22 protein-coding genes and 1 tRNA gene are annotated in these 25,173 nt (G+C 72.2%); 7 read left to right on the forward strand and 16 right to left on the reverse strand.

Going from position 1 to position 25,173, the window contains the following annotated elements:
- Nucleotides 1–6: 6 nt before the first annotated feature.
- Entirely contained in the window at nt 7–1,236 is a 1,230-nt protein-coding gene (locus tag OHB44_RS26015; RefSeq protein WP_238680500.1) for a helix-turn-helix domain-containing protein, read from the reverse strand.
- Between the two features lie 248 nt (nt 1,237–1,484).
- Between OHB44_RS26015 and OHB44_RS26020 the strand changes: the two genes are divergently transcribed.
- Nucleotides 1,485–2,156, forward strand: a complete 672-nt coding sequence (locus OHB44_RS26020; RefSeq protein ID WP_091409390.1) for a bifunctional DNA primase/polymerase — start codon at nt 1,485–1,487, stop codon at nt 2,154–2,156.
- A 421-nt stretch (nt 2,157–2,577) separates the two neighbouring features.
- Here OHB44_RS26020 and OHB44_RS26025 read toward each other — a convergent pair whose 3' ends face one another.
- From OHB44_RS26025 to OHB44_RS26045, 5 genes are read right to left on the reverse strand one after another with little or no spacing between them, the layout of a single operon-like run.
- Nucleotides 2,578–3,300 (reverse strand): FAD:protein FMN transferase, encoded by a 723-nt coding sequence (locus OHB44_RS26025; RefSeq protein WP_330441280.1) that lies wholly within the window; start codon nt 3,298–3,300, stop codon nt 2,578–2,580.
- 49 nt (nt 3,301–3,349) lie between these two features.
- Complete coding sequence (locus OHB44_RS26030) at nt 3,350–3,967, reverse strand: FMN-binding protein (RefSeq protein WP_330438513.1); 618 nt, start codon at nt 3,965–3,967, stop codon at nt 3,350–3,352.
- Nucleotides 3,968–3,980: 13 nt separating this feature from the next.
- The gene (locus tag OHB44_RS26035) at nt 3,981–5,399 is read right to left on the reverse strand and encodes a ferredoxin reductase family protein (RefSeq protein ID WP_238687241.1); all 1,419 of its coding nucleotides are present in this window, start codon (nt 5,397–5,399) and stop codon (nt 3,981–3,983) included.
- The gene (locus OHB44_RS26040) at nt 5,396–6,778 is read right to left on the reverse strand and encodes a DUF1501 domain-containing protein (protein ID WP_238687240.1); all 1,383 of its coding nucleotides are present in this window, start codon (nt 6,776–6,778) and stop codon (nt 5,396–5,398) included. Before OHB44_RS26040 ends, OHB44_RS26035 begins: the two co-directional genes overlap by 4 nt.
- An 8-nt stretch (nt 6,779–6,786) precedes the next feature.
- A complete protein-coding gene (locus tag OHB44_RS26045) occupies nt 6,787–8,868 on the reverse strand; it encodes a DUF1800 domain-containing protein (RefSeq protein WP_238687239.1) in 2,082 nt (693 codons plus the stop codon).
- A 431-nt stretch (nt 8,869–9,299) separates the two neighbouring features.
- Between OHB44_RS26045 and OHB44_RS26050 the strand changes: the two genes are divergently transcribed.
- Nucleotides 9,300–9,557 carry a DUF3040 domain-containing protein gene (locus OHB44_RS26050; protein ID WP_091409372.1) on the forward strand — a complete coding sequence of 86 codons (258 nt, stop codon included), beginning with the start codon at nt 9,300–9,302 and terminating at the stop codon, nt 9,555–9,557.
- A gap of 46 nt (nt 9,558–9,603) precedes the next feature.
- Here OHB44_RS26050 and OHB44_RS26055 read toward each other — a convergent pair whose 3' ends face one another.
- A complete protein-coding gene (locus OHB44_RS26055) occupies nt 9,604–10,506 on the reverse strand; it encodes an SWIM zinc finger family protein (protein ID WP_330438514.1) in 903 nt (300 codons plus the stop codon).
- Nucleotides 10,503–13,925, reverse strand: coding sequence for a DEAD/DEAH box helicase (locus tag OHB44_RS26060; RefSeq protein WP_330438515.1), 3,423 nt, complete (start codon nt 13,923–13,925; stop codon nt 10,503–10,505). The genes OHB44_RS26055 and OHB44_RS26060 overlap by 4 nt, the downstream gene beginning before the upstream one ends.
- 192 nt (nt 13,926–14,117) lie before the next feature.
- Between OHB44_RS26060 and OHB44_RS26065 the strand changes: the two genes are divergently transcribed.
- Nucleotides 14,118–14,990, forward strand: coding sequence for a carbohydrate kinase family protein (locus tag OHB44_RS26065; RefSeq protein ID WP_330438516.1), 873 nt, complete (start codon nt 14,118–14,120; stop codon nt 14,988–14,990).
- 29 nt (nt 14,991–15,019) lie between these two features.
- Here OHB44_RS26065 and OHB44_RS26070 read toward each other — a convergent pair whose 3' ends face one another.
- Nucleotides 15,020–15,538 (reverse strand): DinB family protein, encoded by a 519-nt coding sequence (locus OHB44_RS26070; protein WP_266304784.1) that lies wholly within the window; start codon nt 15,536–15,538, stop codon nt 15,020–15,022.
- 82 nt (nt 15,539–15,620) lie between these two features.
- On the opposite strand from OHB44_RS26070, the gene OHB44_RS26075 reads away from it, so the two are divergent.
- Nucleotides 15,621–15,827, forward strand: a complete 207-nt coding sequence (locus OHB44_RS26075; protein WP_238687234.1) for a hypothetical protein — start codon at nt 15,621–15,623, stop codon at nt 15,825–15,827.
- Nucleotides 15,828–15,835: 8 nt separating this feature from the next.
- Here OHB44_RS26075 and OHB44_RS26080 read toward each other — a convergent pair whose 3' ends face one another.
- Nucleotides 15,836–16,978, reverse strand: a complete 1,143-nt coding sequence (locus tag OHB44_RS26080) for a polysaccharide pyruvyl transferase family protein (protein ID WP_238687233.1) — start codon at nt 16,976–16,978, stop codon at nt 15,836–15,838.
- Between the two features lie 94 nt (nt 16,979–17,072).
- Nucleotides 17,073–17,552, reverse strand: a complete 480-nt coding sequence (locus OHB44_RS26085) for a GNAT family N-acetyltransferase (RefSeq protein ID WP_238687232.1) — start codon at nt 17,550–17,552, stop codon at nt 17,073–17,075.
- Between the two features lie 32 nt (nt 17,553–17,584).
- Between OHB44_RS26085 and OHB44_RS26090 the strand changes: the two genes are divergently transcribed.
- Nucleotides 17,585–18,946: a glycosyltransferase gene (locus tag OHB44_RS26090; RefSeq protein WP_266304783.1), complete on the forward strand. Its 1,362-nt coding sequence runs from the start codon at nt 17,585–17,587 to the stop codon at nt 18,944–18,946.
- A gap of 20 nt (nt 18,947–18,966) precedes the next feature.
- A complete protein-coding gene (locus OHB44_RS26095) occupies nt 18,967–19,596 on the forward strand; it encodes a Pr6Pr family membrane protein (RefSeq protein WP_266304782.1) in 630 nt (209 codons plus the stop codon).
- 6 nt (nt 19,597–19,602) lie between these two features.
- On the opposite strand, the gene OHB44_RS26100 is transcribed toward OHB44_RS26095, so the two are convergent.
- Nucleotides 19,603–20,235 carry an HAD-IA family hydrolase gene (locus tag OHB44_RS26100; protein WP_330438517.1) on the reverse strand — a complete coding sequence of 211 codons (633 nt, stop codon included), beginning with the start codon at nt 20,233–20,235 and terminating at the stop codon, nt 19,603–19,605.
- A 235-nt stretch (nt 20,236–20,470) separates the two neighbouring features.
- Between OHB44_RS26100 and OHB44_RS26105 the strand changes: the two genes are divergently transcribed.
- Nucleotides 20,471–21,214 (forward strand): SDR family NAD(P)-dependent oxidoreductase, encoded by a 744-nt coding sequence (locus OHB44_RS26105; protein WP_330438518.1) that lies wholly within the window; start codon nt 20,471–20,473, stop codon nt 21,212–21,214.
- A gap of 69 nt (nt 21,215–21,283) precedes the next feature.
- Here OHB44_RS26105 and OHB44_RS26110 read toward each other — a convergent pair.
- The 4 genes from OHB44_RS26110 to OHB44_RS26125 all read right to left on the reverse strand — a co-directional run bounded on the left by OHB44_RS26110 (nt 21,284) and on the right by OHB44_RS26125 (nt 25,017).
- Nucleotides 21,284–21,355: transfer RNA gene (locus OHB44_RS26110), tRNA-Val, on the reverse strand.
- A 73-nt stretch (nt 21,356–21,428) separates the two neighbouring features.
- A complete protein-coding gene (locus tag OHB44_RS26115; RefSeq protein ID WP_266304779.1) occupies nt 21,429–21,893 on the reverse strand; it encodes a peroxiredoxin in 465 nt (154 codons plus the stop codon).
- 87 nt (nt 21,894–21,980) lie between these two features.
- Complete coding sequence (locus OHB44_RS26120) at nt 21,981–22,418, reverse strand: DUF3052 domain-containing protein (RefSeq protein ID WP_030330240.1); 438 nt, start codon at nt 22,416–22,418, stop codon at nt 21,981–21,983.
- 112 nt (nt 22,419–22,530) lie between these two features.
- The gene (locus OHB44_RS26125; protein ID WP_442932713.1) at nt 22,531–25,017 is read right to left on the reverse strand and encodes a thiamine pyrophosphate-dependent enzyme; all 2,487 of its coding nucleotides are present in this window, start codon (nt 25,015–25,017) and stop codon (nt 22,531–22,533) included.
- Between the last annotated feature and the right edge of the window lie 156 nt (nt 25,018–25,173).

Here is a 25,173-nt window from a genome sequence, read left to right on the forward strand (position 1 = left end):
CCGCGCTCATACCCCTACTCCCATGTGCTCAGCCAACTCCGCTACCGGAGAAGGCGGCGCACCACGTGTGCGACGGAGGATGTCGGACATCACCTCGTGCGCGATCGGCCGGCAGCGGATCTCCGACGGGGCGAGCCGATCACCGAGCAGCAGCATCTCGCCCGCGTTCGCCACGTCACCTATCTGGGCGTACCCGCGGGCGATGTCGAGCAGGTGGTGGGCGCGACGCTCGGGCAGCAGCGCGTTGAAGGAGGGCTCCGCGATGCGCAGCTGGTGCACCTCCACGGCCCGCCCCCCGTCGCCCAGCTCCACAGCGGCGGCGGCCCGGTGCAGTTCGACGTTCGTCGGGCCGAACGACGTCCAGTAGTGGTTGTGGTCGCCGCCGAGCAGGGTGGCGGCCTCCTGCGCGCAGTTGATCAGGTCGTCGACGCTGGCCGAGTCACCGATGCGGGACGCGGCCATCGCCCCCTGGAGCAGCAGCATCCCGTAGACGGAGAGGCGGGCCGGCGAGACCTCGTTGCTGCCACCCGGTGCCAACCGGTTGGCGATCTGGACGTTCAGCTCCAGCGCGGGGCGGGCCCGGCCCATCGCGACCAGGGCGTTGCACACCCGGGTGGTGGCGATCCCGGCGAGCAGCGGATCGTCGGCCCGCTGGGCCACCGCCATCGACCGGTCCGCGGCCAACCAGGCGAGCTCACACTCGCCGAGCTTGCGCAGCACCGAGGAGGCGATCTGGTAGACCTGGCCGAGCAGGTGGGCCGCCTCGGCGGCCTGCTCACCGCCGTAGGCGGCGTCGGCCGCCTGGGCGTCGCGCAGCAGCTTCGGCAGCGCCCGGGTGAGCATTCCGTAGCGGCCGTACTGGTAGGTGAGCCAGGCGTGGTTGACGGCCTTGCGCATGTCGTCCATCGGCGGCGGGTACGGCGCCGCGTCGAAGTACGCGCTCATCGAGTCGTAGCGTTCCAGCGCCGCCCGGATCTCCTGCACCTCGACCTGGTCGATGCAGTTGAGGGCGTCGGCGCGCCGCTCCGGGTCCTTGCCCATGAGCAGCTGCACGTCCATCTGGAGGATGTCGGCGATCTCGTAGAGGACGGAGAACTTGTCCAGCCGTCGGACGCCGCGTTCGACCTTGTCCACCCAGCTCTTGGACTTGCCCAGCCGGTCCGCGAAGACCTGCTGCGACATCTTGCGTCGCCCCCGCCAGTAGGCCACTCGCCGTCCTATGGGTAGCTCGTCCATCTCCCCATCCTCCCCTGCCACCGACGATCAATCGAATCGGGGCGATGTCCGCGGGTGCGGCGACTGCCGTTCATTTTCAGGTTTTCGCTGGTCGCACAGGATGTACGTCAGCCGTACAGCTGGTCCTCGTACTTTTCGTGCAAGTTGCACGAGCCGTTCGTCAACCTCAACGATCGTGGGTTACGGCAGTGACGGTGCTCGACATGCGACCTGGCGAACGCCGGGCCCGACGAGAGGAGTTGGCACACATGTGGGGGAATGTCGTACCGCGCGTTGCCGAACTGTCGCCGCTGGAACGGGTCCGGCTGCGCCGGGTCGCCATCCGGTACGCGGTACACGGCTGGGAAGTCACGCCGGGCGCCTGTCTGGCCCGCAGCCGCTTCGTCTGCGGGCGGGCCGGCTGTCCCACAGTGGGCTGCCACCCCGCCCTGGAGAACTGGGAACTGGCCGCCAGCGCCGACCCGGCCCGGGTGGCGACCTGGTGGCGGAGCCGACCACACGGGGTGCTGCTGCCCACCGGCCGAGCCTTCGACGTGCTGGAGGTGCCCGCCCACCTCGGCCGACACGTGCTCGACGCGGTCCAGATCCACCCGGCCGGCACCGGCGTACGCGGACCGGTGCTGGTCACGCCCACCGGGCGGTGGATGTTCCTGGTCCGCCCCGGCGACCCGCTCCGGCCGGAGTTGGAGCACTGCTTCCACGTGGTCCGGCACGGGCCGGGCTCGTGGATCCCCGCGCCGCCCACCCGGCTGCCGGAGGGCACTGTCCGCTGGGCGGTCGCCCCGGAGCAGGCACGCTGGCAGCTTCCGGATTCGTACCTCGTGCAGAACACGTTGATCGGGGCGCTACGCGCCGCCGGGGTGACGCTCGCCCCCGACCTGCTCCCCGGTCACCTGCCGCTGCCCCGACGAGGCATGTGAACCGGCCCGGTCGACGATTCGATCCGGTGCCCGACAGCGTCGCCGAGGCGTCGGTCCTCGTTGACAGGGGGACGGTGCGAACGCGCGCCACGAACGGGGGAACGATGTCCACAAACGACAGAGCGCCTCATCCCGGCGGCACCGAGCCGCCCCGGCGCAGCCACCCGGGGCGCCGCTGGGCCGGCACCCGCCCGTCCGGGTCCCGCCCCGGCCGCCCACGCCCCACCGGCTCCCGCCCAGCCGGCACCCACCGCCCCCTCCGCTAGTCGGTCACCGCGACCCCCACCCCAAACTCCCGTCGATCTTGCACTTTCTGTCCCGACAATCTCTACATAACGGGACAAGCCAGCAACCGAAACTGCAAGATCGCGGGGAGCGGAGGGGCGCGCGGGGGGCGCGCGGGGGGCGGGGGGTGCGGGGGCTAGTCGATTAGGGGGAGGTTGGCGGAGTGGTATTGGCGGGCGTTGTCGGTTATCGCCGCGTGGGTGTGGTCGTCCAGGCGGGCCAGCCAGTTGAGGCCGGGGGTGCCCATGGCGAGGGCTGCGGTGGCGTACGCGTCGGCCACCCCGAGGTCGGTGCCGACCACCGTCACCGAGCGCAGCCCACTGGCCGGTGCGCCCCGGCGCGGGTCCAGCACGTGCCGGCCCCGCTCGTACACGCCGGACGTGGCCACTGCCAGGTCGGTCCCGCTGAGCACCAGGCAGGCCGCCATCGCGTCCCACGGGTGCCGGATGCCGATACGCCACGGCTCCCCGGACGGCGACAGGCCCCGCACCCGTACGTCGCCGCCGGCGTTCACGCAGTGGTTGACGGCCCCGGCCGCGACGAGGCGGTCCGAGGCGACCTGAGCGGCCCAGCCCTTGACGTAGCCGGACGGGTCGAGCCGACCGGTGGCGTACGCGTCGAAGAACCCGTCGGTGGCGCCCCACAGGTCGGCGCAGGTCTCCAGCACGTACCGCAGGTCCGCTGACGCCTCGGAGAGCAGCACCTCACCCCTGTCGAAGCGGCACACCTCGCTGTCCGGCTTGTAGGTGCTGAACCGCGTGTCCACCTCGTGCATCCAGGCGAAGACCTCGTCCGCCAGCTCGCGCGCTGTCGCCGGTGGCAGATCGTCGGCGAGGTCCAGGGTGATCGTCGTACCCATGATCTGTTCGACCCGGCACAGCCCGGGTCGGGTCAGCGTGGCCCGCACGTCAGAAGGCCTGCTCGATGGCGGACCGCAGCGACTGCTTGTAGGCGTCGCTGGTGGCTGTGGCACCGGAGACGGTGTTGAGGTTGGCGCTCTGCTTCTGCACCACCTCGGCGCCGCTGCCGTCGTAGGCGGTACGAACGTCGCCACTGTGGATGTCGGATTCACCCCCGCTGGGCAGCGACAGCGCGACGGCGTCGACGATCCGGTTACCCGAGACGACGATCTGCACCAGCACGTACCCGTACTTCTGGCTGCCCTCAACCGCGTCGAAGCCGTTTCCGTCGATCCGCCGGGTGGTCGACTGGGGTGCCTTGGTGGTGGTCCGCGGAGCGCTGGGTGCCTTCGTCGTCTTGGTGCCCGACGGGCGCGCGGTGGTCTTGCCGGGCTTGGGCGACGTCGACGGCTTGGCGCTTGCCGATGACGTCGGCGTGCCGCCGGCCGGGTCGGTGCCCGGCGCATCCGCGAGGGCACCGGGGTCGGTGCCCGCCCCGGAGGGGTTGACCGGCTGCGCTGTCGGCAGGTTCTGGGCGACCTGGCTGGTGCCTGGCGAGCCCTTGAACACCACGAGCGCGGTGGTGCTGGCGGCCAGGCCGGTGATCGCGAGGAGCGCGCGACGCATGGGGATGCCCTTCCTACAGCTCGAACGTGGCCAGGTGGATCTGCCGTCGGGGCACGCCGGCCCGCCGCAGCGCCCGCACCGACTGTTCCACCAGACCGGGTGGCCCGCACAGGTAGACGTCGCGGCGGGCCACGTCGGGCACCAGTTGCCGCAGCCCGTCCGGGCTCATCAACTGGCGGGGGCCGGGGTCGTCGCGGGAGCCGATGACGTACCAGACGGAGGTGTGGCGTTCCTGGGCCAGCCAGTCCAACTCGCGGCTGAGCAGCACGTCGGCCGGTGTGCGGGCGCGGTAGATCAGCGCGGCGCCCGGCGGCAGCTCTTCCAGCATGGCCCGGATCGGGGTGATGCCGCTGCCGCCGGCGATCAGCAGCGCCCGCTCACCGAGCCGGTGCGCGGCGGTGAAGGTGCCCGACGGGCCTTCGGCCCAGACCCGGGTGCCCGGTTCCAGGTCGCGCAGGTCGGCGGTGTGGGTGCCGACCACCTTGACGGTGACCCGCAGCCAGCGGCCGTTGGCGGCGGCGGAGACGGAGAACGGGTGCGACTGCCACCAGCAGCCCCGGGTGAGGAACCGCCAGCGGAAGTGTTGGCCGCCGAGCATCGCCAGCCGGCCGAGCCGCTCCCCGGTGAGGTAGATGGAGATGGTGTCGGGGCTCTCGGCGACCACGTCGGCGACCCGCAGCTTGTAGCGCAGGTTGAACGCCAGCGGCGCGATCACGCGGCCCCAGAGCAGGGCGGCGACCACCAGCACGTAGAGCGCGATCCAGCCGGTGCGCACCGGGCCGGGCCGGTAGAGCTGCGCGCCGTGGGCGAACTGGTGGCCGAAGCCGAGCAGCAGGATCAGGTAGCTGGACAGGTGCAGCAGGTGCCACATCTCGTAGGGCAACGCCCGCCGGATCGCCCGGATGCTGCTGAACCCGACGAGCATCATGATGCCGGTGGCGACGAACGCCGAGACCATGTCCTCGTAGTCGCCGAGCAACGTGCCGACCTCGGCGAGGATCGACTGCTTACGCAGGTCGGCGTAGCCGACCAGGATCAGCGACATGTGTGCCAGCACGGTGACCAGCAGGGTGGCGCCGATGTCCCGGTGCCAGCGGGCCATGTGCTCGCCGCCGATCCACCGTTCCAGCACCGGCAGTCGGCTCATCATCAGCACCTGCACCAACAGCAGGTAGCCGGCGACCAGGCCGGTGATCCGGCCGGCCGAGGTGACTGTTGCCGCGGTGGTCCGCAGCGATCCGGCCGGGGTGCCCAGCCACCAGGGCAGCACGCTGGCGAGCAGGCCGACCAGGAGCAGCACACCCAGCAGCCGTCGGCCGCCGGGTCCGCGCCGGTCCGGGATCTGCGGGGGTACGGGTGCAGCCGACCGGCCGCCGTGCCGGGACGAGGTCCCGGTACGACGGCCGGCGGCGTGGGTGTGCGAATGCGTCACGCGTACAGCTTCATCGGGGCGTACTTCTGGCGGGGGAAGACCTTGTCGACCTCCGCGTTGGTGAGCCCGAACCGGCCCTGCGCCACGGCGCCGTAGACGTTGAACATGTTGTTGTACTCGGGCACGTCACCGGAGTCCAGCTTGTCCAGACCGTTCCAGGTGCCCAGCAGCGAACCGGCCAGCTTCTTGCCGGACAGCAGGGTGACCACACCGCCGTGTCCGTGGTCGGTGCCGTTGTTGTTGGAGCCGACCCGACGGCCGAACTCGCTGGACACCATGATCGTCACGTCGGCGGCCTTCGGGCCGAGGTCGGTGAAGAAGGCGGCCATCGCGCTGGCCAGCTCGTTGAGCCGGCGGTGCAGTTGGCCACCCTCGCGGGTGCCCTGGTTCTCGTGGGTGTCGTAGCCGCCCATGCCGACGGTGGCGACCCGGACGTTGGCGCCGCCCTTGATCAACTGGGCGAGCTGCTGGAACGCGTTGCCGACGCCCTCGTACTTGACGCCCTCGGCGGGCTGGTACGGCTTGGCGGCGAGCTTCTGGGCGGTGGCCAGCGCTCCCATGCCCTCCTGCACGGCTTCCTCGACCGGGTGGTTGATCCCGGTGAAGAGGCCCTTGATGGCCTTCTCGGTGGCGGCCCGGAACCGCTCGTCACCGTTGAGCCGCAGGGAGCCGACGTTGTTCAGCGAGAGCGCGCCGTTGTTGCCGACCAGCGAACGCGGCAGCGTGCTGCCGATGCCGACGCTGCGGAACGCGGTGCCCTTGCCCAGGTTGTCGACCAGACCGTCGAGCCAACCCCGGCCGCCGGTCTCGTTGGGCAGCCCACCCAGGTTGCAGGCGTCGGCGGCCTGGAAGTGGCTGCGGGACAGCCGCTCGTCGGAGACCGCCGGGATGAAGCCCAACTGACCGGCCGTGAGCCACTTCTCCAACGGCTTGAACGCGCTGGTCAGCTTGAAGCCGCGGCCCAGGGACAGCGAGTCGTTGCCGAGCAGCAGGTCGGGCCGGGCCTTGTTGAGCACCGCGTCGTTGTCCGGCGCGATCAGGCTCAGGCCGTCCAGCCCGCCGTAGAGGAAGACGTGGATCAGGGTGCCGGTCTTGGTCGCCGCGAACGACGCCGAGGTGGTGACGAACTGGGCGGTGGCCAGCGCGGTGGCGGTGGCGGCGGCACCGGCGACGAAGGTCCGCCGGGTCACGCCGCGACCGTCCTGCTGGGCCTCCTCCAGGTCCTCCAGGGTGCGGTACCTGTCGAACTCGGCGGCGTTCTCGGCGGCGACGATGTCCGCCTCGGCGCGCAGCAACGCCTCGGCCGGGTTGTCGGCCAGCCGTCGCACGTCGGGGCATTCGGGGTGCAGGGGGAAAGAGTTGTACACAGTCTTCTCCATCGGGTGCCTCACCGGAGGTGGTGCTGGGGGGAAGCGAGGATCGCCCGCGCGACGGCGGTGATGGCCCCGTTGAACGTGGCGTCGACCTTGGTGGTCGCCGCCACACCGGCCACGCCGAGGATGAGGTTCTTCTCCCGCGTGCTCAACTTCTGGCCCACCAGCCGCAGGGAGAGCGCGTCCACGTACGCCCCGGCCGTCGCCGGTGGCTTGGCGACCAGCTTCTCCGGCGCCGTGTACGTGAAGGTGGTGCGGTAGCCGCCGAGGATCTCGCCCGCCTCGTTCCAGCCGTTGACCATCGTGCCGGCCGAGGTCCACGCGACGTAGACGTCCGGGTAGCCGTCCGGGGTCGGATGACCCATCGGGGACTGACCCAACTCGCGCATCTTGTCGTGGATCTGGCGCAGCCCGCGGGCGTACGCGGTGCGCTTGCTGTCGCCGTTGTTGTGCTTCGGCGACGCCTCCGGCGAGACACCCAGCGTGCGGTACGTGGCGACCAGGTACTCCATCGGCCGGCGCACCTTCTGACCCACGCCGGCCCAGAACTCCGACGAGCAGAACAGCGTCATCAGGACCGGCTTGATCATGCCCTTGTTCGTGGTGTACGTCTTGGCCAGCCGGTCCACGAGGGACTTCGGCGGGGTGTCCGAGACGAACCGGGTGGCCAGGCTCTGCGCCACGTACTTCGCTGTCGACGGGTGCGTCGCGATGTAGGTGATGTACGCGTCGATCGCCGCTTCGGCCTTCTTCGGGTCGGCCGAGTTGTTCGCGTGGGTGAAGCCGAGGATCTTCACCTTGCCGACGTAGTGCTGTTCGGGGCGGAAGACGTACTTGCCCTTGTCGTCCACACCGCGGCCGGTCTGCAACATGGCGGCCTGCCGGACGTCCGGCTCCTTGTAGCCGCCGTCGACGCCGACCGAGTAGAGCTCGAGGTTCTCCCGGGCGAGGTTCTCGTTGATCGCGTCCTTGCGGGAGTCCTTCTGGTTCAGGTAGATCAGCAGCGCCGGGTGCTTGTTCGCGGCGACCAGCATCTCCGGGTAGCTGCCCAGCGCGTGCTTGCGCACGACGTCCTGGTCGAACGAGCTGCGGTACACCTCGCCGCCGTCGAAGTCCGCGGCGACGTGCAGGAAGTCGTTCCAGAAGTCGACCATCACCTCGAACAGTTGGCGCTTGGACCAGATCTGCCGGGCGATGGTGGCGTCGACCATCTCCCGCTCCGGGTGCGCGTCCTGCTCGTTGAGCTTGTCCCGCTGGTCACGCAGCTGCTGCACGGAGAGCTTCTGGGTCGGCAGCTCGGCGAGCTTCAGCTCACCCTTGCTCGGCTCCAACTTCTCCGGGTCCAGCTGGGCGCGGATCCAGGCGTCCATGCCGTCGCGCTTGATGTCGGCGACCACAGCCGGCGTCGCGCCGAAGGTGGCGCGCCGGGCCAGGTGCAGGATCGGGTCCTTGGCCAGCACGGTCTTCACTGTCACCTTGGTCGCCGCCGCGGCCGCTGCCGGGCCGGAGAAGGTGCGACCACCGGCCGGCGCGTTCTTCTTCAGCGCCTCACCGGCCCGCGAACCCATGTAGCTTTCGTTCTGCTCGGTGTAGGTACGCACGGTGCTGGGCTGCTGGCCGCTGGGCCGCGCCGCGGTGCCGTCGGTCACCGTGCTGCCGGTCGCGTCGCCGGCCGCCGCCTCGTCGCCGAAGAGGCCACGGATCTGCGGGGTCATGGCGAGTGCCGCGCCACCGGCGACGACGGCGGCGGTGCCGCCGAGGGCCACCATCGCCTTCCGTCGGCCGACCTTGCGACCCGGCTCGTTGTCATCGTCGAGGGTGGGCAGTCCGGTGCCGGCCGGTCGTGCCGGGGCCGGACGGCCGAGGCCCTCCGGTCCGACCCACTGCGGACCGCGCGGGGCGGGCGCGGGCTGCCCGGCGTACTGCTCACGCGGGTCGGCCGGCGCGGCGTAGCCGCCCTGGTAGGGGTGGGGCGAGTCGTAGCCGTAGGGCGCGGGCGTGTGGGGGTCGCCGTAGCCGTCAGCGCTGGGGTGCTGATGTCCGTCCCAACCGCGGTCGTCCCGCGGTCGACGTGGTGGCACATTCTGGTCGGCCATGTACCAATCCCGATTTCTGATGAGCGCCGGAAGCTGCTACCGGGCAGGTGCGGCAGGTGCGGCGACTGTTGCCTGAGGGGGTTGCTACGGCAAGGTAACCAAGGCCCCAGGGCCCTTCAAGGTGGCCGGAACCCACTCGTGGGGGCACTTAAGACAGCGCTCAGCGCGACCTCGGCGGTGGGCGATGGGATGGACCTGCCCGCAGACCTTCCCAGCAGGGCGTACGCGCGGCAGCCGAGCACGGATCGGACCACGCCGCCGTACGCGACAGTTTCGGCGTCGTTCACCACCAAAGGCAAACTTAAGGTTCAGGTAAGCCGGACATGAAGCGCGCTCGCGTGGAGGAAAAGTAGCAGCAGCGGGTGAGCGTGAGCCGCCACCGCAGCGGGTATGCCGCCGAACCGCTGAACGCGTGAGGGGAAGGCAGCGCCATGCTCAGCAAAGAGGATCAGCGCAGATTCGACCAGATCACCCGTCAGCTCCGGGAAAGTGACCCGGCCTTCTTCAACCGACTGGACCACAGGGCCCGAGCCCGCAGGGGCCGCTACCTGATGTTGTTGACCATCGTGCTGTGGGCGTCGCTGCCGGCGATAGCCGTGTTCGCCGGTCGACTCACCGGCGCGATCTGCGCGGTGGTGCTGGTGGCCAACGCCGCGATCATGTGGCGGTTCCGCCGCCGCTGGACGTGACTGTCCAACCGCTCAACGGGACGGCCCCACCGGTGGACGTGACAGCTCACCTGTCGGCCGGACCGAACGCCCGGTACGCGCGGCGCAACCGTTCGAGCAGTCCCGGCCCACCGATGGCCGGGGCCGGCGCTCCGAGCTGGCGCAGCAGCAGGTCGGTGCCGGTCACCAGTCGGGGCGGACGATCCGGCAGCGGCACCGGCGCTGACCAGAACCGGTCCGCCGTATCCGCCAGCGGCGTCGCCGACAGCCCGGCGAGCGCCCGAGCGGCACCGACCGGGGCGACGACGTCCACTGTCGACACCGCACCGTCCGGTCCGGACGGTGAGCCGACCGGTGCGGACGGTGGGGTGACACCGGTGGTCGCGGCCCGCCGGGCACGGAGCGCGTCGAGCAACTCCGCCCGGGACCGACCTCGCCAGTGCAGCAGCTCGAACGGGTCCGCGTCGAACGCCTCGGCCAGCAGGTAGAACGTCGCCGCGAGGTGCTTGCACGGCACCGCGAAGTCGGGGCAGTTGCAGCGCTGGGTCAACTCGTCCACGGCCGCCGGGAAGAGCGGCGCGCCGGCGGCGGTGAACAGCTCCTCCAACTCCTCGGGGAGGTCCCCGGCGAGCAGCCGGGCGCTGAAGAACGCCTGCCCGGCCAGCTCGTCCTCGATTCGGGACCAGAGCGCCGCCGGGAACGGCTTCAGCGCGATCGACACCTGGTAAGGCTGCGGCCGGGAGCCCTGCACCACCGCGTTGACCCGCCCGGGTGTGATGTCGAGCGTGAGCACCTGACCGGCCCGCGCGTACGACCGGCCCCGGGTCAGCCGGGTGCCGAGCGCGAACGACTCCAGCACCTCCAGGAAACGCCGCGACCACCAGGACCGGCCGATCGCGCCCCGGGCACTGCGTGCCCGCAGGCCCCCGTCGACCCGACGTGGGCGCCCGTAGTCGGCGAAATCCGTCACTCGACCACCGCGCCGGCTTCCAGGGCGAACAGGTCCCGCAACTGGCCGGTGGACAACTCGGTGATCCACTGCTCGCCGGTGCCGACCACCCGTTGGGCGAGGCTCCGCTTGTCGGCGATCATCGCGGCCACCTTCTCCTCGACAGTGCCGGCGCACACGAACTTGCGCACCTGCACCCGTCGGCGCTGCCCGATCCGGAACGCCCGGTCGGTGGCCTGGTCCTCGACCGCCGGGTTCCACCACCGGTCCACATGCACCACGTGGTTCGCCGCGGTCAGGGTCAGCCCGGTGCCGCCGGCCTTGAGGGAGAGGACGAACAGCGGCGGGCCCTCCGCCGACTGGAAACGCTGCACCAGGGCGTCCCGCTCGGCCTTGCCGAGGCCACCGTGCAGGAACAGCACCTCCCGGCCGAACCGTGCCGACAGGTGACCCCGCAACATCGCACCGAACTCGGCGTACTGGGTGAAGAGCAGTGCCCGCTCCCCCGCCGCCAGCACCTCCTCCAGGATCTCGGTGAGCCGAGCCAGCTTGCCGGAGCGGCCCTCCAGCGGTGAGCCGTCACGCAGCAACTGGGCGGGGTGGTTGCACACCTGCTTGAGTCGGGTCATGGTGGCCAGCACCAGGCCGCGTCGTTCGATGCCGTCGCTGGTCTCGATCCGGGCGAGCATGTCGTCGACCACCACCTGGTACAGGGCTGCCTGCTCAGCGGTGAGGTTGCAGAGCACCTCCATCTCCAGCTTCTCCGGCAGGTCGGAGATGATCGACGAGTCGGTCTTGAGCCGGCGCAACACGAACGGGCCGGTGATCCGGCGGAGCCGCTCGGCGGCCTCGGCGTCGCCGTGCCGCTCGATCGGCTCGGCGAACCGTTTGCGGAACGTCGCGGCCGGCCCGAGCAGACCCGGATTGGCGAACTGCATGATCGACCAGAGGTCGGCGAGGCGGTTCTCCACCGGTGTACCGGTCACCGCCACCCGCTGCCGGGCGGGCAGGGCGCGAACCGCCTCGGCCTGCCGGGTCGACGCGTTCTTGATCGCCTGCGCCTCGTCCACCACCACCCGGTGCCAGTCGATGCCGGCCAGGTCGGCGGCGTCGCGGGCAGCCACCGAGTAGGTGGTGAGGACCAGGTCCGCGCCGTGCGCGGCCGCTATGAACTCCGCCCCCCGCGCCCGCTCGGCGCCATGGTGTACGTGGACCCGCAACTCCGGGGTGAACCGGGCCGCCTCCCGCTGCCAGTTGCCGACCAGCGACATCGGACAGACCAGCAGCGTCGGCCCGGCCTCCGGTGGGTCCCCGGCGAGCAGCGCGAGCAGTTGCACAGTCTTGCCCAGCCCCATGTCGTCGGCGAGCACACCACCCAGACCGAGTGAGCGCAGGAAGGCCAGCCAGGCCAGCCCTCGCTGCTGGTACGGCCGCAGCGTCCCCCGAAAGCCCGGTGGCGGGTCCAGCGGGGTGAGCCGCCGCTCGACCGCGCCGGCGAGCAGGTCGCCCAGCGCCCCGTCGGCGATCACCTCCAGCACCGGCAGCTCGCCGGTGGCCTCGCCGTCGGCCAGCCCGAGGCGGAGCAGGTCGGCGACGGTCAGCTCACCCGCGGAGCGGAGCAGACGCAGCCCGGCCGCGAGCCGCCCCGGGTCCAGTTCCACCCACCGGCCGCGGAGCCGCACCAGCGGGGTCTTCGTCTCGGCCAGCGCCGCCAACTCCTCGGCGGAGAGCGGGTGGTCACCGAGCGCGATCTCCCAGCGGTAGTCGACCAGGGCGTCCAGGCCGACACCGGCGTCGGCGCCACCCACAGTGCCCGGCGCGGTGCGGCTGCGCGCTCGCAACCGGGCGCCCAGTCGCGCCGACGGCCGCTGCCACCAGGACGGCAGCAGCACTCCGAAACCCGCTGCGTGCAGCACCGGTGCGCCCGCACTGAGGAAACGGTGCGCCCCCTCGACGTCGAGTTCCATCGCCTCCGGGGCGGCGGTGCGCAGCGCGGCGTCCAGGTCCGGCCAGAGCCGGCTGGCCCGGCCCAGCTCGGCGAGGAGCGTCTCCTGCGGGCTGGTCGTCCGACCGACCAGGCCGCCGAGGGTCTGCGGCGCTCGCCAGATGTCCCCGGCGTCGACGTGCAGGCCGGGTTCGTCCGCGGCCTGCAACCCGAACTCCAACCGCCAGCGCCCGGCACCGATCGACCCGACCGACACCGGCGCGCTGTCGGCGAGCACCGGCACGGACGCACCGTCGGCGGACACCGACGCACCATCGGCGGACACCGACGCACCATCGGCGGGCACCGACGCACCATCGGCGGACACCGGCACCGGCGCGCCGTCGGCGGGCACCGCTCGGGTGGCCAGGATCGGTTCGGTGACCTCGTCGGGGGCCGGTTCCACAAGGCGGAAACTGGCCCGCACCGGGCCACCGGCGGCGTCGCGCTGCCAGGCGTCCAGTTCGGCGGAGAGAGTGGACAGCCCGGCCGGGTCGATGGTGAAGTCCCGCTGCGGGCCGGCGAGGGCGGCCAGCCAGGCCGGCGCCGGACCACCCGGGCGCAGCCCCCGGGCCAGCGTGGTGGTCGCCAGCGCGGCCCGCGCGGCGGCGTCGGTCAACGCGTCCAGCGCATCCGCGACCAGGGCGGCAGCGGTCAGCTCAGGCCCGCCCGAGCCGACGGTCCCCGCAGCGGAGGTGACGGCGCTCCCGGTAGACCCCTGAGCAGCGGCGGCGGAGGACGGCAGCGCGGCGGCGGTGGACGGCAGCGCGGCAGCGGGCTGCGGCAGGACGGCGGCTCGGGCGGCGGGTGGCAGGGCCAGCGCCAGCGAGCGCGCCCAGGCGGCGTCGGTGCCGGTCAGCAGCGGACGCCAGACCGCCTGCGCTGGCACCTGCCCGGCACCGCCCGACGCCGCCGTCGCGCCAGCGCCGGGCATCCAGTCACCCGCCGTCGCGCCAGCAACGCGCGTCTGGTCGACCGTCGTCGTGCGCACGCCGGGGAGGACGCGGCCACGGCTCACCAGGTCGGCGGCGAAGTCGGCCAGCTCGGCGAGGTGCCGCACTGTGGCCCCGGACACCGCCGGGATGTCGTCCAGGGCTCGCAGCAGCGACAGGGCGTCGTCCGGGGCGTACACCAGTGTGGGCACCCGCCACCCGGCCAGCGTGAGCCGACCACGGGCCGCAGGTGCGACGGTGGTCCTGATCAGCTCGGGTGAGTCGGTCGGCGCGCCCGCCAGCGTGGGCAGGGTGATGAGCGCGGTGTCCGGCCGGCTCGGCTCGGCGGCGTCGGCGAGGACGGCGGCCAGGTCGGTGTGCCCGGCGGCGAACGGATGCGGGCGTTCCCGGGCTGGCCGGCCCGAACGCGCAGCGGGAATCGGTGCGGCGCTGTCCTCGGCCCAGACGGCGAGGCCGCCGGTCGAGCTGCCGCCGGGCAACCACAGCCCGTGGATGACCAGCACCTGCTCCCCCTAGTCGCCGCCCGCCCCCAGAATAGGCGGCCCGCCCGACCAGGCGTCCGCACCCACCGGCCCACCTGCGCGATCTTGCAGTTTGTGTCGTCGTTCTGCGAACTGTGCACCTTTTGTCGCCACAGAAAACGCAAGATCGCGGAGGGCTGGAGGTGGGAGGGGTGACGGGCTAGCGTCGGCTTCGTGATCGATCTGCTGGTTCTTGGCGGGCTTGGGGTGGACGTACGGGTTCGGGTGCCCGCGCTGCCCCTCCCGGCTGCCGATTCCCACACCGTCGAGCCGATCGAGCTGCGGATCGGCAACACCGGTGCCGGGGTGGCCTTGGCCGCCCGGGCGCTCGGCCTGCGCGTACTGGTTGTCGACACCATCGGTGCCGATCCGGCCGGTGAGCTGGTCCGGGCGGCGTTGACCCGGGCCGAGGTGCCGGCGCTGCTGGCCGAGCACCCGGGCGGCACCCGCCGGTCGGTGAACCTGGTGGATCCGGGCGGGCGGCGCACGTCGCTGTACGACCCGCGCCCGTGGCAGGGTGGTCCACCATTTTCCGCCGCCGAGTTGGCCGCACTGGTCCGTGACGCCCGGCACGTCCACCTCTCGATCATGGACTGGACAGTGCCGTTGCTGTCCGCCGTGCGGGCTGCCGTTCCGGCGGGCGTGGTGCTCTCCACCGACCTGCACGACTGGGACGGCGAGAACACCTACCACCAGCCGTTCGCGCAGGTCGCCGACCTGGTTCTGCTGAGCGGGGTGCGGTTGGGCGGCCGGGCCCCGTCGCTCGCCGGCAGGCTGGCGCCCCGGACGGTGGTGGTGACCCGCGGCGCGGACGGCGCCGAGCTGTACCCGGGTGACGGCACCGCGGTGCCCGTGCCACCCGCCGCCCCGGAAAAGCCGGTGGTCGACAGCAACGGGGCGGGCGACGCCTTCGCGGCCGGCCTGATCGCCGCCCGGTTACGCGCTGAGCCACTGACGCGTGCCGCCCGGTACGCGGCGCGGGTTGCCGCCGCGGCCTGTACGCACGACGGGATGGAGTACCCGCCGGGCCTGTTGCCCACCGGTTGACGACCGGCGGCGTGCGGCGACCAGGGGGCTCAGAGCGCGCCGGCCTCGCCGTCGGTCAGCTCGCGCAGGATGTCGGCGTGGCCCGCGTGCCGGGCCGTCTCCTCGATCATGTGCACCAGAATCCAGCGCAGCGACACCTCACCGAGCTGCGGGTGCGGCACCACGTGGTCGAGGTCGATGCTCGCGGCGACCGCCCGGGAGCGGGCACAGGCGCGCTCGTATGCCTCGGTGAGCATGACGGTGCTTTCCTGGTCGCCCAGCGTGAAGCTGGCGACCGCGTCCTCCTCGGAGGTCAGGTAGACGTCGTCGGGCTCGGGAGCCAACAGGGTCGGGAACCAGTTCCGCTCGACCAGCGTCAGGTGCTTGACCAGCCCGGCGAGCGTGGTCGCCGACGGCACCAGCCGGCGTCGGGCGTCGGCGTCGGAGAGACCGCGCAGTTTGCGCAGCACAACGGCCCTGTGGAAGTCGAGGAACGAGGTCAGGACGGCGCGTTCGTCGCCGGTGCGGGCGAGCACCGGACCGAGCGTGGGATCGATCGTCTGCTCCATCCGCCGACCCTAGCCACGGGCCGGGCGCCCCGCTGCCCCGCTATCCGCTGCGGGCTGGCGCTGGGCCGGGCAGGATGGGCGCATGGCTTCATCCGTGCAGATCCTTCTCGTCGGCGGCACGGCGGACGGGCAGACCATCACCGTCGAACTGGACAGCAACGGCCGTCCGCCGCTGACCCACCATCACCTCGGCTCCGGTGGGCTGGCCGACGCGCAGATCTACGAGTTGGAGACCGCCCGCGAGGAGGCCCGCGAGTGGTGCTACCGGTGGACCGGCCCGGCGGTGTGACCGCCCGCTCAGACGCGGGTGAGCGCCTGGCTTCGCAGGCTCTCCAACACGCCGCGGGTGACCTCCGAGGTGCCCCGCGCCTGGTCGCACACCTCCGCCACCCGTCGTGCGGTGGCCTCGGCGCGTTGCTCCCGCTCGTCCCAGAGTCGGTCGACCTCGGCCAGCAGCGGGCCCTCGACCTCCCGCTCCACGCCGCGTAGCGCCGGCACGCCGAGCCGTTGGGCCAGGTCGAAGACCTTGCCGGCGTACGGCAGGGGCAGGAACGGCGTACCGACCATCGCCGCGAAGATCAGGAAGTGCAGGCGCATGCCGACGGCCAGGTCGAAGTGGCGCATCAGCCCCAGCACCTGCTGCGGAGAGTAGGTGCCGTGCAGGATGCGACCTCGCTCGGCGGCGACCATGTGCGACAGCACCCCGTGGGAGTGCCGGATGTCGTCGCGCTCCATCGGCACGAACAGCACGTACGCGTCGATCCGGTGTACCAGAAAGTCACCGATCTGGGCCAGCAGCCGGTGGTAGCCGTCCACGTCGAGGCGTTCGGCGGCCCGGCCCGGCTCCCGCACGCTGATCCCGACGAGGCGCTTGCCGACCGGCACACCCTCCTCGGCCAGCAGGTGGGCCGGAAACTCCTCCGGTTGCAGAAGGAACGCCGGATCCGCGGTGACAGTGATCGGATTGAGCAGGCCGGCCTCCTCCAGCACCATCCGGGACTCCTGGTCCCGGACGGTCACCTGGGTCGCGCTGGAGAGCGTCTCCCGGACCATGCCGGTGTCCACCCCGTCGCTGAGCGGCCCGACCCCCACCGCGTACGTGATCAGCGGCAGGCCGCGTTCCTGGGCCACCCGGACCACCCGCAGGTAACGGCGGGCCTCCCTGTCGTACAGGATGCCGCCGCCGCCCAGGATGAGCAGGTCGAGCTGGGCCAGGACCAGGGCCGAGTCGGTACGGCTCACGCCCTCCCAGGGCACCGCTTCGACGTCCGGATGGGCGGCCCGGGTGTGCTCCGGATTCCGAGAGAAGACGATGATCCGGGCGTTCGGTTCCTGCGTACGCAGATCGGTGAGCAGGCCGGTGAGGATCGCCTCGTCGCCGAGGTTTCGCCCACCGTACGAGCCGAGCACACCGATGGTCAGTCCGGCGCCGTGCGTCATCCGTCGCTCCTCCCCAGGTGCGGTCCGCGCCGGGTTCCCGCTGGGCAGGTGAACAGTCCTGCCGAAGGGACCCGTCCCCGGGGCCGCCGGCAGCTCAGCCCGCCGGGGTGAGGCGCTTCGCCATCTGCTGCGAGGTGACCTCGAAGCCCAGACTGCGGTAGAGGCCGATCGCCACGGTGTTCGTGCCGAAGACGTTCAGACCCAGCTCGGCCACGCCGAGGTGGGCGAGTTCCGCCTCGATGAGCTGGATCATCCGCCGCGCGTGCCCGTGTCCCCGGTGCTCCTCGTGCACCTCGATGTTGTGGATCCAGGCCTGGTTCGGGGCGGCGGCCGTCGGCAGTGTCACCCAGATCCAGCCGACCTCGGTGTCACCGACCCGGCCCACCCGCAGCAGGGCGCCCTCGGTGGCCGCGCCCGCCGGCAGAGACTCCCGGATCTGGGTGACCGACCGGTCGAGGGCCGCCTCCGGGGTCAGCCCCCGATGCGCCACCAGGTCCTCGGCGTACCCCTGCTCCAGTGATTCGAGCAGGCGGGCCAACTCCTGTGCCGTCATCGGCGTCAACGTCAACTCCACAGCGTCTCCCCGTTCATCGTCGCGAGCGGGTAGTGCAGCAGAACCCGTCCGGCCACGCCAACTGTTTCCCGGCCCGGCCCGGGGCGGACGCGACGGCCGGGGGTGCGCGGGCGGGCGACGATGGCAGCGTGCGGATCGCCCACGTCAGCGACAGCCACCTCACCAACCCGGAGGGGGTGGCCACCTCGGTCGGCACCACAGTGGCGCTGCTGCGCGCCGCCGGGCACCGGGTCGTGCTGCACTGCCCCGGCCCACTGTCCCGGTGTCGCCGCCGACCGGGTGAGGTGCCCTCGCTGTCGGTGCCGACCCGGCCGTACCGGTTGGCGCTGCCCCGGCCGCCCAGCACACCGGTCGACGTGGTGCACGTGCACACCACCGGCCCACTCGGCGTCGCCGGGCTGCGCTGGGCCGCCACCCGGGGCGTACCGACCGTACTGACCTGGCACACCGACCTCGTCGCGTACGCCGCGCACTACCCGGAGATCCCGATCGGGGCCGCGTACGCCGGCCTGCGGTTGGGTCTGCGCTGGCGGGCGTTCGACCTGTGGGCGCTCGCCCATCCCGGACCGGGTCGACAGGCCCGGCTGGCGGCGCTCGGGCGAACCCTCCTGGCCCACACCACTGTCCTGATCGCTCCGTCGGCGAAGACCGCGGCGATGATGGCGACGATGGCGGGGCGTACCCCGATCGTGGTCCTGCCGACCCCGGCCGCCGCACCGCACGCCGACGCCGACGATCGGCGGCGGCTGCGGGCCCGGCTCGGCATCCCGGCGGACGCGCCGGTGCTGCTCGCTGTGGGACGGGCCACACCGGAGAAGAACCCGGAGTTGTTGCTGGCCGCGTTCGCCCAGGTCCGCCGCGAGCTGCCGGCCGCCCGACTGGTGCTGCTCGGGGCCCGGCGGCACCGGCTCACGGTCCGCCGGATGGCCCGCCGGTACGGCGTCAGCGGCGCGCTGCACCTGCTCCGTCCGGTGCCACGCCACCGGGTCGGCGCCCACTACCGGGCGGCGGATGTGCTCGCGTTCACCTCCACCACCGACACGCAGGGCCTGGTGCTCGCCGAGGCCGAGGCGTACGGACTGCCGGTGGCCATGGTGGACACTCTGCTCGCCGAACGGCCCGGCACCGGCACCACCCGACCGGTCGCCGATCCCAGTCCGGCAGCGTTCGGGGCGCTGCTCAGCCGGCTGCTGACCGAACGGGAGTTGCGCGGGGCCGTGATCCGGGACGGCCGGGCGGCGGCGACGGACTGGTCCGCGGAGCGCTACCTGGCCGAGTTGGTCAAGCTGTACGCCTCGCTGCCCCCCGTCGGCCCGGCGGGAGGTGCCATCCCCAAGGCACGGCGAGGTGAGGCGGGGGCCAGGCCGGAACGACCAGTCGACCCGGCGCCGTGAATTGCGCGTCGCTTCTCGTCGTGGCGTCCATCGATGCGGCGGTGATAGCGTCCGCCGGTGGCGACCGGGTCCTGCGGGTGAGCACCGCGCTCGTGCTCGCCGTCGGGCTGGTGCTCGCCGGAATCGCCGCCCGCGAGGAGCCCGTCGAGCTGCTCTTCTACTTCACTGTGCAGGTCGACCTGGCCTACCTGGTGGTGCTGCTGGTCGGGTGCGGTGACCGGGTACGCACCGCGCTCACCGTCTACCTCGTCGGCACCGCGGTGGTCTTCGTCCTCGTACTGGCCAACCCGTGGAGCGGCTACGCCATGGTGGCGACCCCCGAGGCTAGGGGGCTGGTCTCCGACGCCGCCAACCTGCTGCTGCACGCCGTGGTGCCGCCGCTGGCCGCCGTCGAGTGGCTCAACCACCGACCTCGGGCCGCGCTGCGCCCGGCGTACGCGGTCAGCCTGCTCGGCTACCCGCTGCTGTGGCTGACGGTGATCCTGGTTCGGGGCGCCGTCGGCGGGGCCGAGGGCCGCTACCTCTACCCGTTCCTCGACGTACCCCGACTCGGATACCCCACCGTCGCCCTCAACGCCCTGCTCTTCGGCGTCACACTGCTGCTGATCGCCCTGACCGCGGTTCGCCTGACTCAAGGGCGCACTGGTTGACAGTGGTCAGGGTGCCGACGGCGTCGACTCCAGGTGGTGCGCCAGTTGGGCCAGGTCGCGTAGACGCAGGTCGCCGTCGAGGCCCTTCAGCGCGGCGGTCATCGCCCCGGCCGCCCGACCGGCCCGCAGGCCGACCTCGGCGTCCTCGACGACCAGGCACCGCCCCACGGGTACGCCCAGCAGCGCCGCGCCCCGCAGGTAGCCCTCCGGGTCCGGCTTGCCGACGCTGACGTCCTCCACAGTGACGAGCACCGGCGCCTTGATGCCGGCGGCACCGAGCCGGGCCTCGGCGAGCCGTGCGTCGGCGCTGGTCACCACCGCCCAGGGCAACCCCAGCCGGGCCAGCGTGTTCAGCAGCTCGTGCGCCCCGGGGGTGGCCGTCACGTCGGACAGGTCGTCGTACTGCAACGCGAGCTGTCGCGCCGCAGCCACGGCTACCGCGCTGTCGTCGAGCGTGGGCAGCAGCCGGCGGATGGTCCGCTCGGCCGGGCTGCCGTGCGCGATCGCCAGCGCCGCAGCAGGGTCGACGGCGTACTCGGCGGCCCACCGTTCCCAGGCCCGCTCCACTGCGGCGTCGGAGTCGACAAGGGTGCCGTCCATGTCGAACAGCACCGCGCCAATGCCCGCCAGTTCCACCACACACGCTCCCCGAATCGCTCGCCCCACCCTCCCCCACCTCGCAAGATCCGCGCAACTTCGGTGATCCTGCTGTCTCGTCGCCTCGGGAGGCAGCAGGAGCGGTGACGTTGCGCGGATCATGGCGGCCCGCCGGGTCGGCAGGCCGTCGAGGATCGCGGGAATCGGACCTTGAGGTCGGAGCGAGACGTCCGATGGCCGCCAGACGGGAGGGCGGCGCGGACAGATGATCGTTCGCATGACGACGACACTCAACGAGAAGGTCGCCCTGGTGACCGGGGGTTCCCGGGGCATCGGTGCCGGCATCGCGCTGCGCCTGGCACAGGACGGGGCCGACGTGGCGCTGACCTACCGGCAGGACGCCGCGCGGGCCGCGATAGTGGTGAAGCAGATCGAGGCGCTGGGCCGCAGAGCGCTGGCGATCCAGGCGGACGGCGCCGACCCGGCCGCCGTGCGGGGTGCGGTCGACCGGGTGGCCGCCGAACTGGGCCGGTTGGACATCCTGGTGAACAACGCCGCGGTGTTCCTGGTCGGCGCCCTGGACGAGCTCGGCTCGGCAGAGGTGGAACAGACCATCGCGGTCAACATCCGGGCACCGTATGTCGCCGCGCGGGCGGCACTGCGGCACCTGGGCGACGGCGGACGGATCATCAGCATCGGCAGCAACGTCGGTGAACGGGCGGTCTTTCCCGGGCTGACGCTGTACGCGATGAGCAAGACCGCTCTGGTCGGGCTGACCCGGGGCCTGGCCCGTGAACTGGGCCCACGGGCCATCACCGTCAACCTGGTCAACCCCGGGCCGACGGACACCGACGCCAACCCGGCGGACGGACCGAACGCGGCGGCGATCACCGGGTTCACCGCCGTCGGCCGGTACGCGCGCCCCGCGGATATCGCGGCCACCGTCGCGCACCTGGCCAGCCCCGAAGCCGGCTACGTGACCGGTGCGGTGGTAAACGTGGACGGCGGCTTCACCAGCTGACCCGTCGACCCTCGCCTGGCTGCTCGTGCCGGGGCGGGTCCTCGTGGGCGGCGACGTCGTGCTGAAGGGTGGGCGCGGCAGGTTTCGAACCTGCGACCCCTCGCTTGTAAGGCGAGTGCTCTCCCACTGAGCTACGCGCCCGGATCGCCCGTGGCGGGCCGGTGGCTGGCAAGCTTACCTGCCCGCCACCGACCCGGGCGCACGGCGTACCCGGTCAGTTTGTCGCTTCGGCGATGGCCTTGCGCCAGCCCTGCTGGTCGCGGGCCTCGCCCGGGCCGTTCATCTCGGCGAAGCGGACCACGCCGGTCTTGTCGATGACGAAGGTGCCCCGGTTGGCGAAGCCGGCCACGTCGTTGAAGACCCCGTACGCCTGGGCGACGGCACCGTGCGGCCAGAAGTCGGCGAGCATCGGGAACTGGTAGCCCTCACGGTCGGCCCAGATCTTGTGGCTGTAGGCCGAGTCGACGCTGACGGTCAGCACCTGGACGTCGTCGTTCACGTACTCGCCGAGGTTGTCGCGCACCTCGCCCAACTCGCCCTGGCAGGTGCCGGTGAAGGCGAGCGGGTAGAAGACCAGCAGCACGGCGCGCCTGCCCCGGAAGTCCGAGAGGCGGACCTCCTGGTTGTTCTGGTCCTTGAGCACGAAGTCGGGTGCTTCGGCACCAACCTCGATGGGCATGCGAACTCCCCTCGCGTCGAGTCGGGTGACGGCGTCAGCCTGCTACCCGGCGGTGGGCGGACCGTCGGGCGAGCGGAGCGGCGCTGGCTACTTCTTGGCCTTGGCCCCTCGACGCAGCACCAGACGGGCGCCGCTCCAGTCCCGGCCGGCGTTGACGGTCGAGGTCTGCTGGAGGCCGGCGGTGGGCGCGGACTCCGCGACCTCGCTCGGCTCGACGTGCCCCTCACGCCCCGCCTTCGGGGTGAGCAGCCACACGACGCCGTTGTCGGCCAGCGGGCCGAGGGCATCGACGAGCAGCTCGAAAAGGTCACCGTCGCCGTCCCGGTACCAGACCAGCACCGCGTCGACCACCTCGTCGGTGTCCTCGTCGACCAGATCTCCACAGCGGTCGGTCAGGGCGTCTCGGAGATCCTGGTCGACGTCGTCGTCGTACCCCATCTCCATGACGACCATCCCCGGTTCGATTCCGAACCGGTCCGCCAGGCTGCGTACCCCGTCGGCGGCCTGACCAGCGGTCGCGCTCACTGTCGCGTGCCTCCTCATCTCGTCCCTGCTCGCGGCGTCGGTGCGACGCCGTCAGGCAAAGTCCACACAGTTGTTGGTCTTCGCGCAAGTGGCGCACCGGGTGGAACGGAATTTACCGTGCCAGCAGCGTACGGGCACCGTCGGTAATGGCTTCAGCGGAGACCAGTACGTGACGCGCTGCCGGACCTAATGGTACAAACGAGTCAACTCCCGCCACTCGACGTGCGGCACCGACATATCCGGCGTCGACCAGGGCGGCGATCACGCCCTCGCCGACCCCGCCGGAGCGGCGCGTCTCGTCCACCACCAGCACCCGACCGGTCGCCGAGGACTCCCTGATGATGTCGGCCACCGGCAGCGGAGCCAGCCACCGCAGATCCACCACGCGGGTACCCACGCCCTCCTCGGCGAGGACTGCGGCGGCCCGCAGCGACATTCGTACCCCGTTACCGAAGGTGATGATGGTGAGGTCGTCCGCCGAGCCGACCCGGTAGACCCGGGCCCGCCCGATCGGCACGTGCCCGGCCACCCAGCCGCCCGGCTCCGGATATCCGGCCAACCACTCCCCGTCACCCTCCGTGTACAGGTCGCGGGTGTGATAGAGCGCGATCGGTTCCAGGAACACGCAGACACTGCCGTCCACCGCCGCGCTGGCCAGACAGGTCCGCAGCATGGGCGCGGCATCGTCCGGCCGCGCCGGCACCGCGACCACCAGACCGGGCACATCCCGGAGTACGGCCACCGAGTTGTCGTTGTGGAAGTGCCCGCCGAACCCCTCCTGGTACGCCAGGCCCGCCACCCGCACCACCATCGGGTTGCGGAACGCCCCCTGCGAGAAGAACCGCATGGTGGCCGCCTCACCGCGCAGCTGGTCCTCGGCGTTGTGCAGGTACGCCAGGTACTGGATCTCCGGCACCGGCAGCATCCCGGCCAGCCCGGCGCCGAGGCCCAGCCCGAGCACCGACGTCTCGTCGAGCAGGGTGTCGAAGACCCGGGCCGCCCCGAACCGGTCGCGCAGCCCCTTCGTCACCCCGTACACGCCGCCCTTGGCGGCCACGTCCTCACCGAAGAGCGCCATCTGCGGATGGTCGAGCATCCCGTCGGCGAGCGCGGCGTTGATGCTCTGCGCCAGGGTCATCGGCCCGGCCAGCTCCGGCGGCTTGCCGCCGAACGCCTCCGCCCGGGCGCCCGCGCCCGGCCCGCTGGCCCGCGCCGCGGCGTCGGCCACCGCCCGCGCCACCCGCACCGGACGACGTGGGGCCAGCGCCGACACCACGTCGGCAGCGGAGGTCAGCTTCGGCTCGCCCAGCACCTCCTCGGCCAGTCGGCGCACCTGCCAGCCGGTCTCGTCGTACCGGGCCAGCAACTCCTCGCCGGTCGCCACGCCCGCGTCGACAAGCAGCCGCGCGGTGGCGGCGACCGGGTCCCGGTCCAGGTCCTCGGCCAGCTCGGCCGAACTCCGGTACGCCGACTCCGCGTCCGCCCCGGCGTGCCCCATCAGCCGTACGGTGCGCAGGTGCAGCGCCGCCGGCCGGCGGTTGCGGCGTACCCAGGCCGCGGCCTCCGCCGCCACCTCGTACGTCCGCACCGGGTCGGCTCCGTCCGCGCTGAAGTAGCGGATGCCCGGCTTGGCCCGCAGGGTCGCCTCGACCCAGCCCTCCGGCGAGCGGACGCTGATGCCCAGCCCGTTGTCCTCGCAGACGAAGAGCACCGGGATCCGCAGACCCGCGTGGTCGTACCACCCGGCGGTGTTGAAGGCTGCTGTGGCGCTGGCGTGGTTGACCGAGGCGTCGCCGAAGGAGCAGACCACTATGGCGTCGGGTGGCCAGGGGGCGTGCGTGGCCCCCGCTCCGCTACCGACCCGCACCCCGGCCCCGGTACGCCGTCCGGCGCTGTCCAGCCGGCGCAGCCGCTCCACTGCCAGTCCCATTCCGACCGCGCGGGGCAGGTGCGAGGCGATGGTGGAGGTGGTCGGCACGATGGCCAGGTCGGCCCGGCCGAACACCTTGTGCCGCCCCCCGGCGATCGGTTCGAGGCTGGACGCGACCATCCCGCGCAGCACGTCCCGGGCCGCGTCGGCGTACGCCGCGAACCCGTTGACGACCCCGTTCGGTTCGGTACCGGCTGACTCCGATTCGGACCCCTGCGGAGCGGCGGTCGGCTCGGGTTCGCGGGTCGATGCGTCGCCGTCTGTCGACTCACTGTCGGAGGACCGCTCGGAGCCAACGGTCCGCGCTCGCTCGGCGTCCTGGTCGGGGTCGGCGGTCCGCGTCCGGCCGGCGTCCTGGTCGGGGTCGGCGGTCCGCGTCCGGCCGGCGTCCTGGTCGGGCTCGGCGGTCCGCGTCGGATCGGCGGACGGCTGGGTGTCGGTGGCCAGCGTCGGGTCGGCGGCGACCTGGGCGGCGCGCAGACAGTAGAAGGCGCCCGAGCGGTAGTGCAGCAGAGCCGGATCGGTGGGACGCAGCGCGGCAGCGACAGCGGCGTTGCCCTCGTGCCCGGCCGAGCCGATGGTGTAGAAACCCTCCCCGAAGCTGCGCAACCAGCGGCCGGCCAGGTCGAGCTGCCGGCTGGTCACCTGGGCGTCGAACAGGTCGAGCACCTGCGCGCCGGTCAGCGGGGCGTCGTCGGTGACCGGGTCGGCGGGGTCACGCCGCCGCTCGGCGGCAGGCAGCGCCGCCAGCGTCTCCCGGAACCGGTCGTCGAGATCTTGCGGGGTGGTCACGTCGGACAGCATTACCGACGGAAGGCCTGCTCG

The organism is Micromonospora sp. NBC_00821, assembly GCF_036347035.1.
Taxonomy (GTDB): Bacteria; Actinomycetota; Actinomycetes; order Mycobacteriales; family Micromonosporaceae; genus Micromonospora; species Micromonospora hortensis.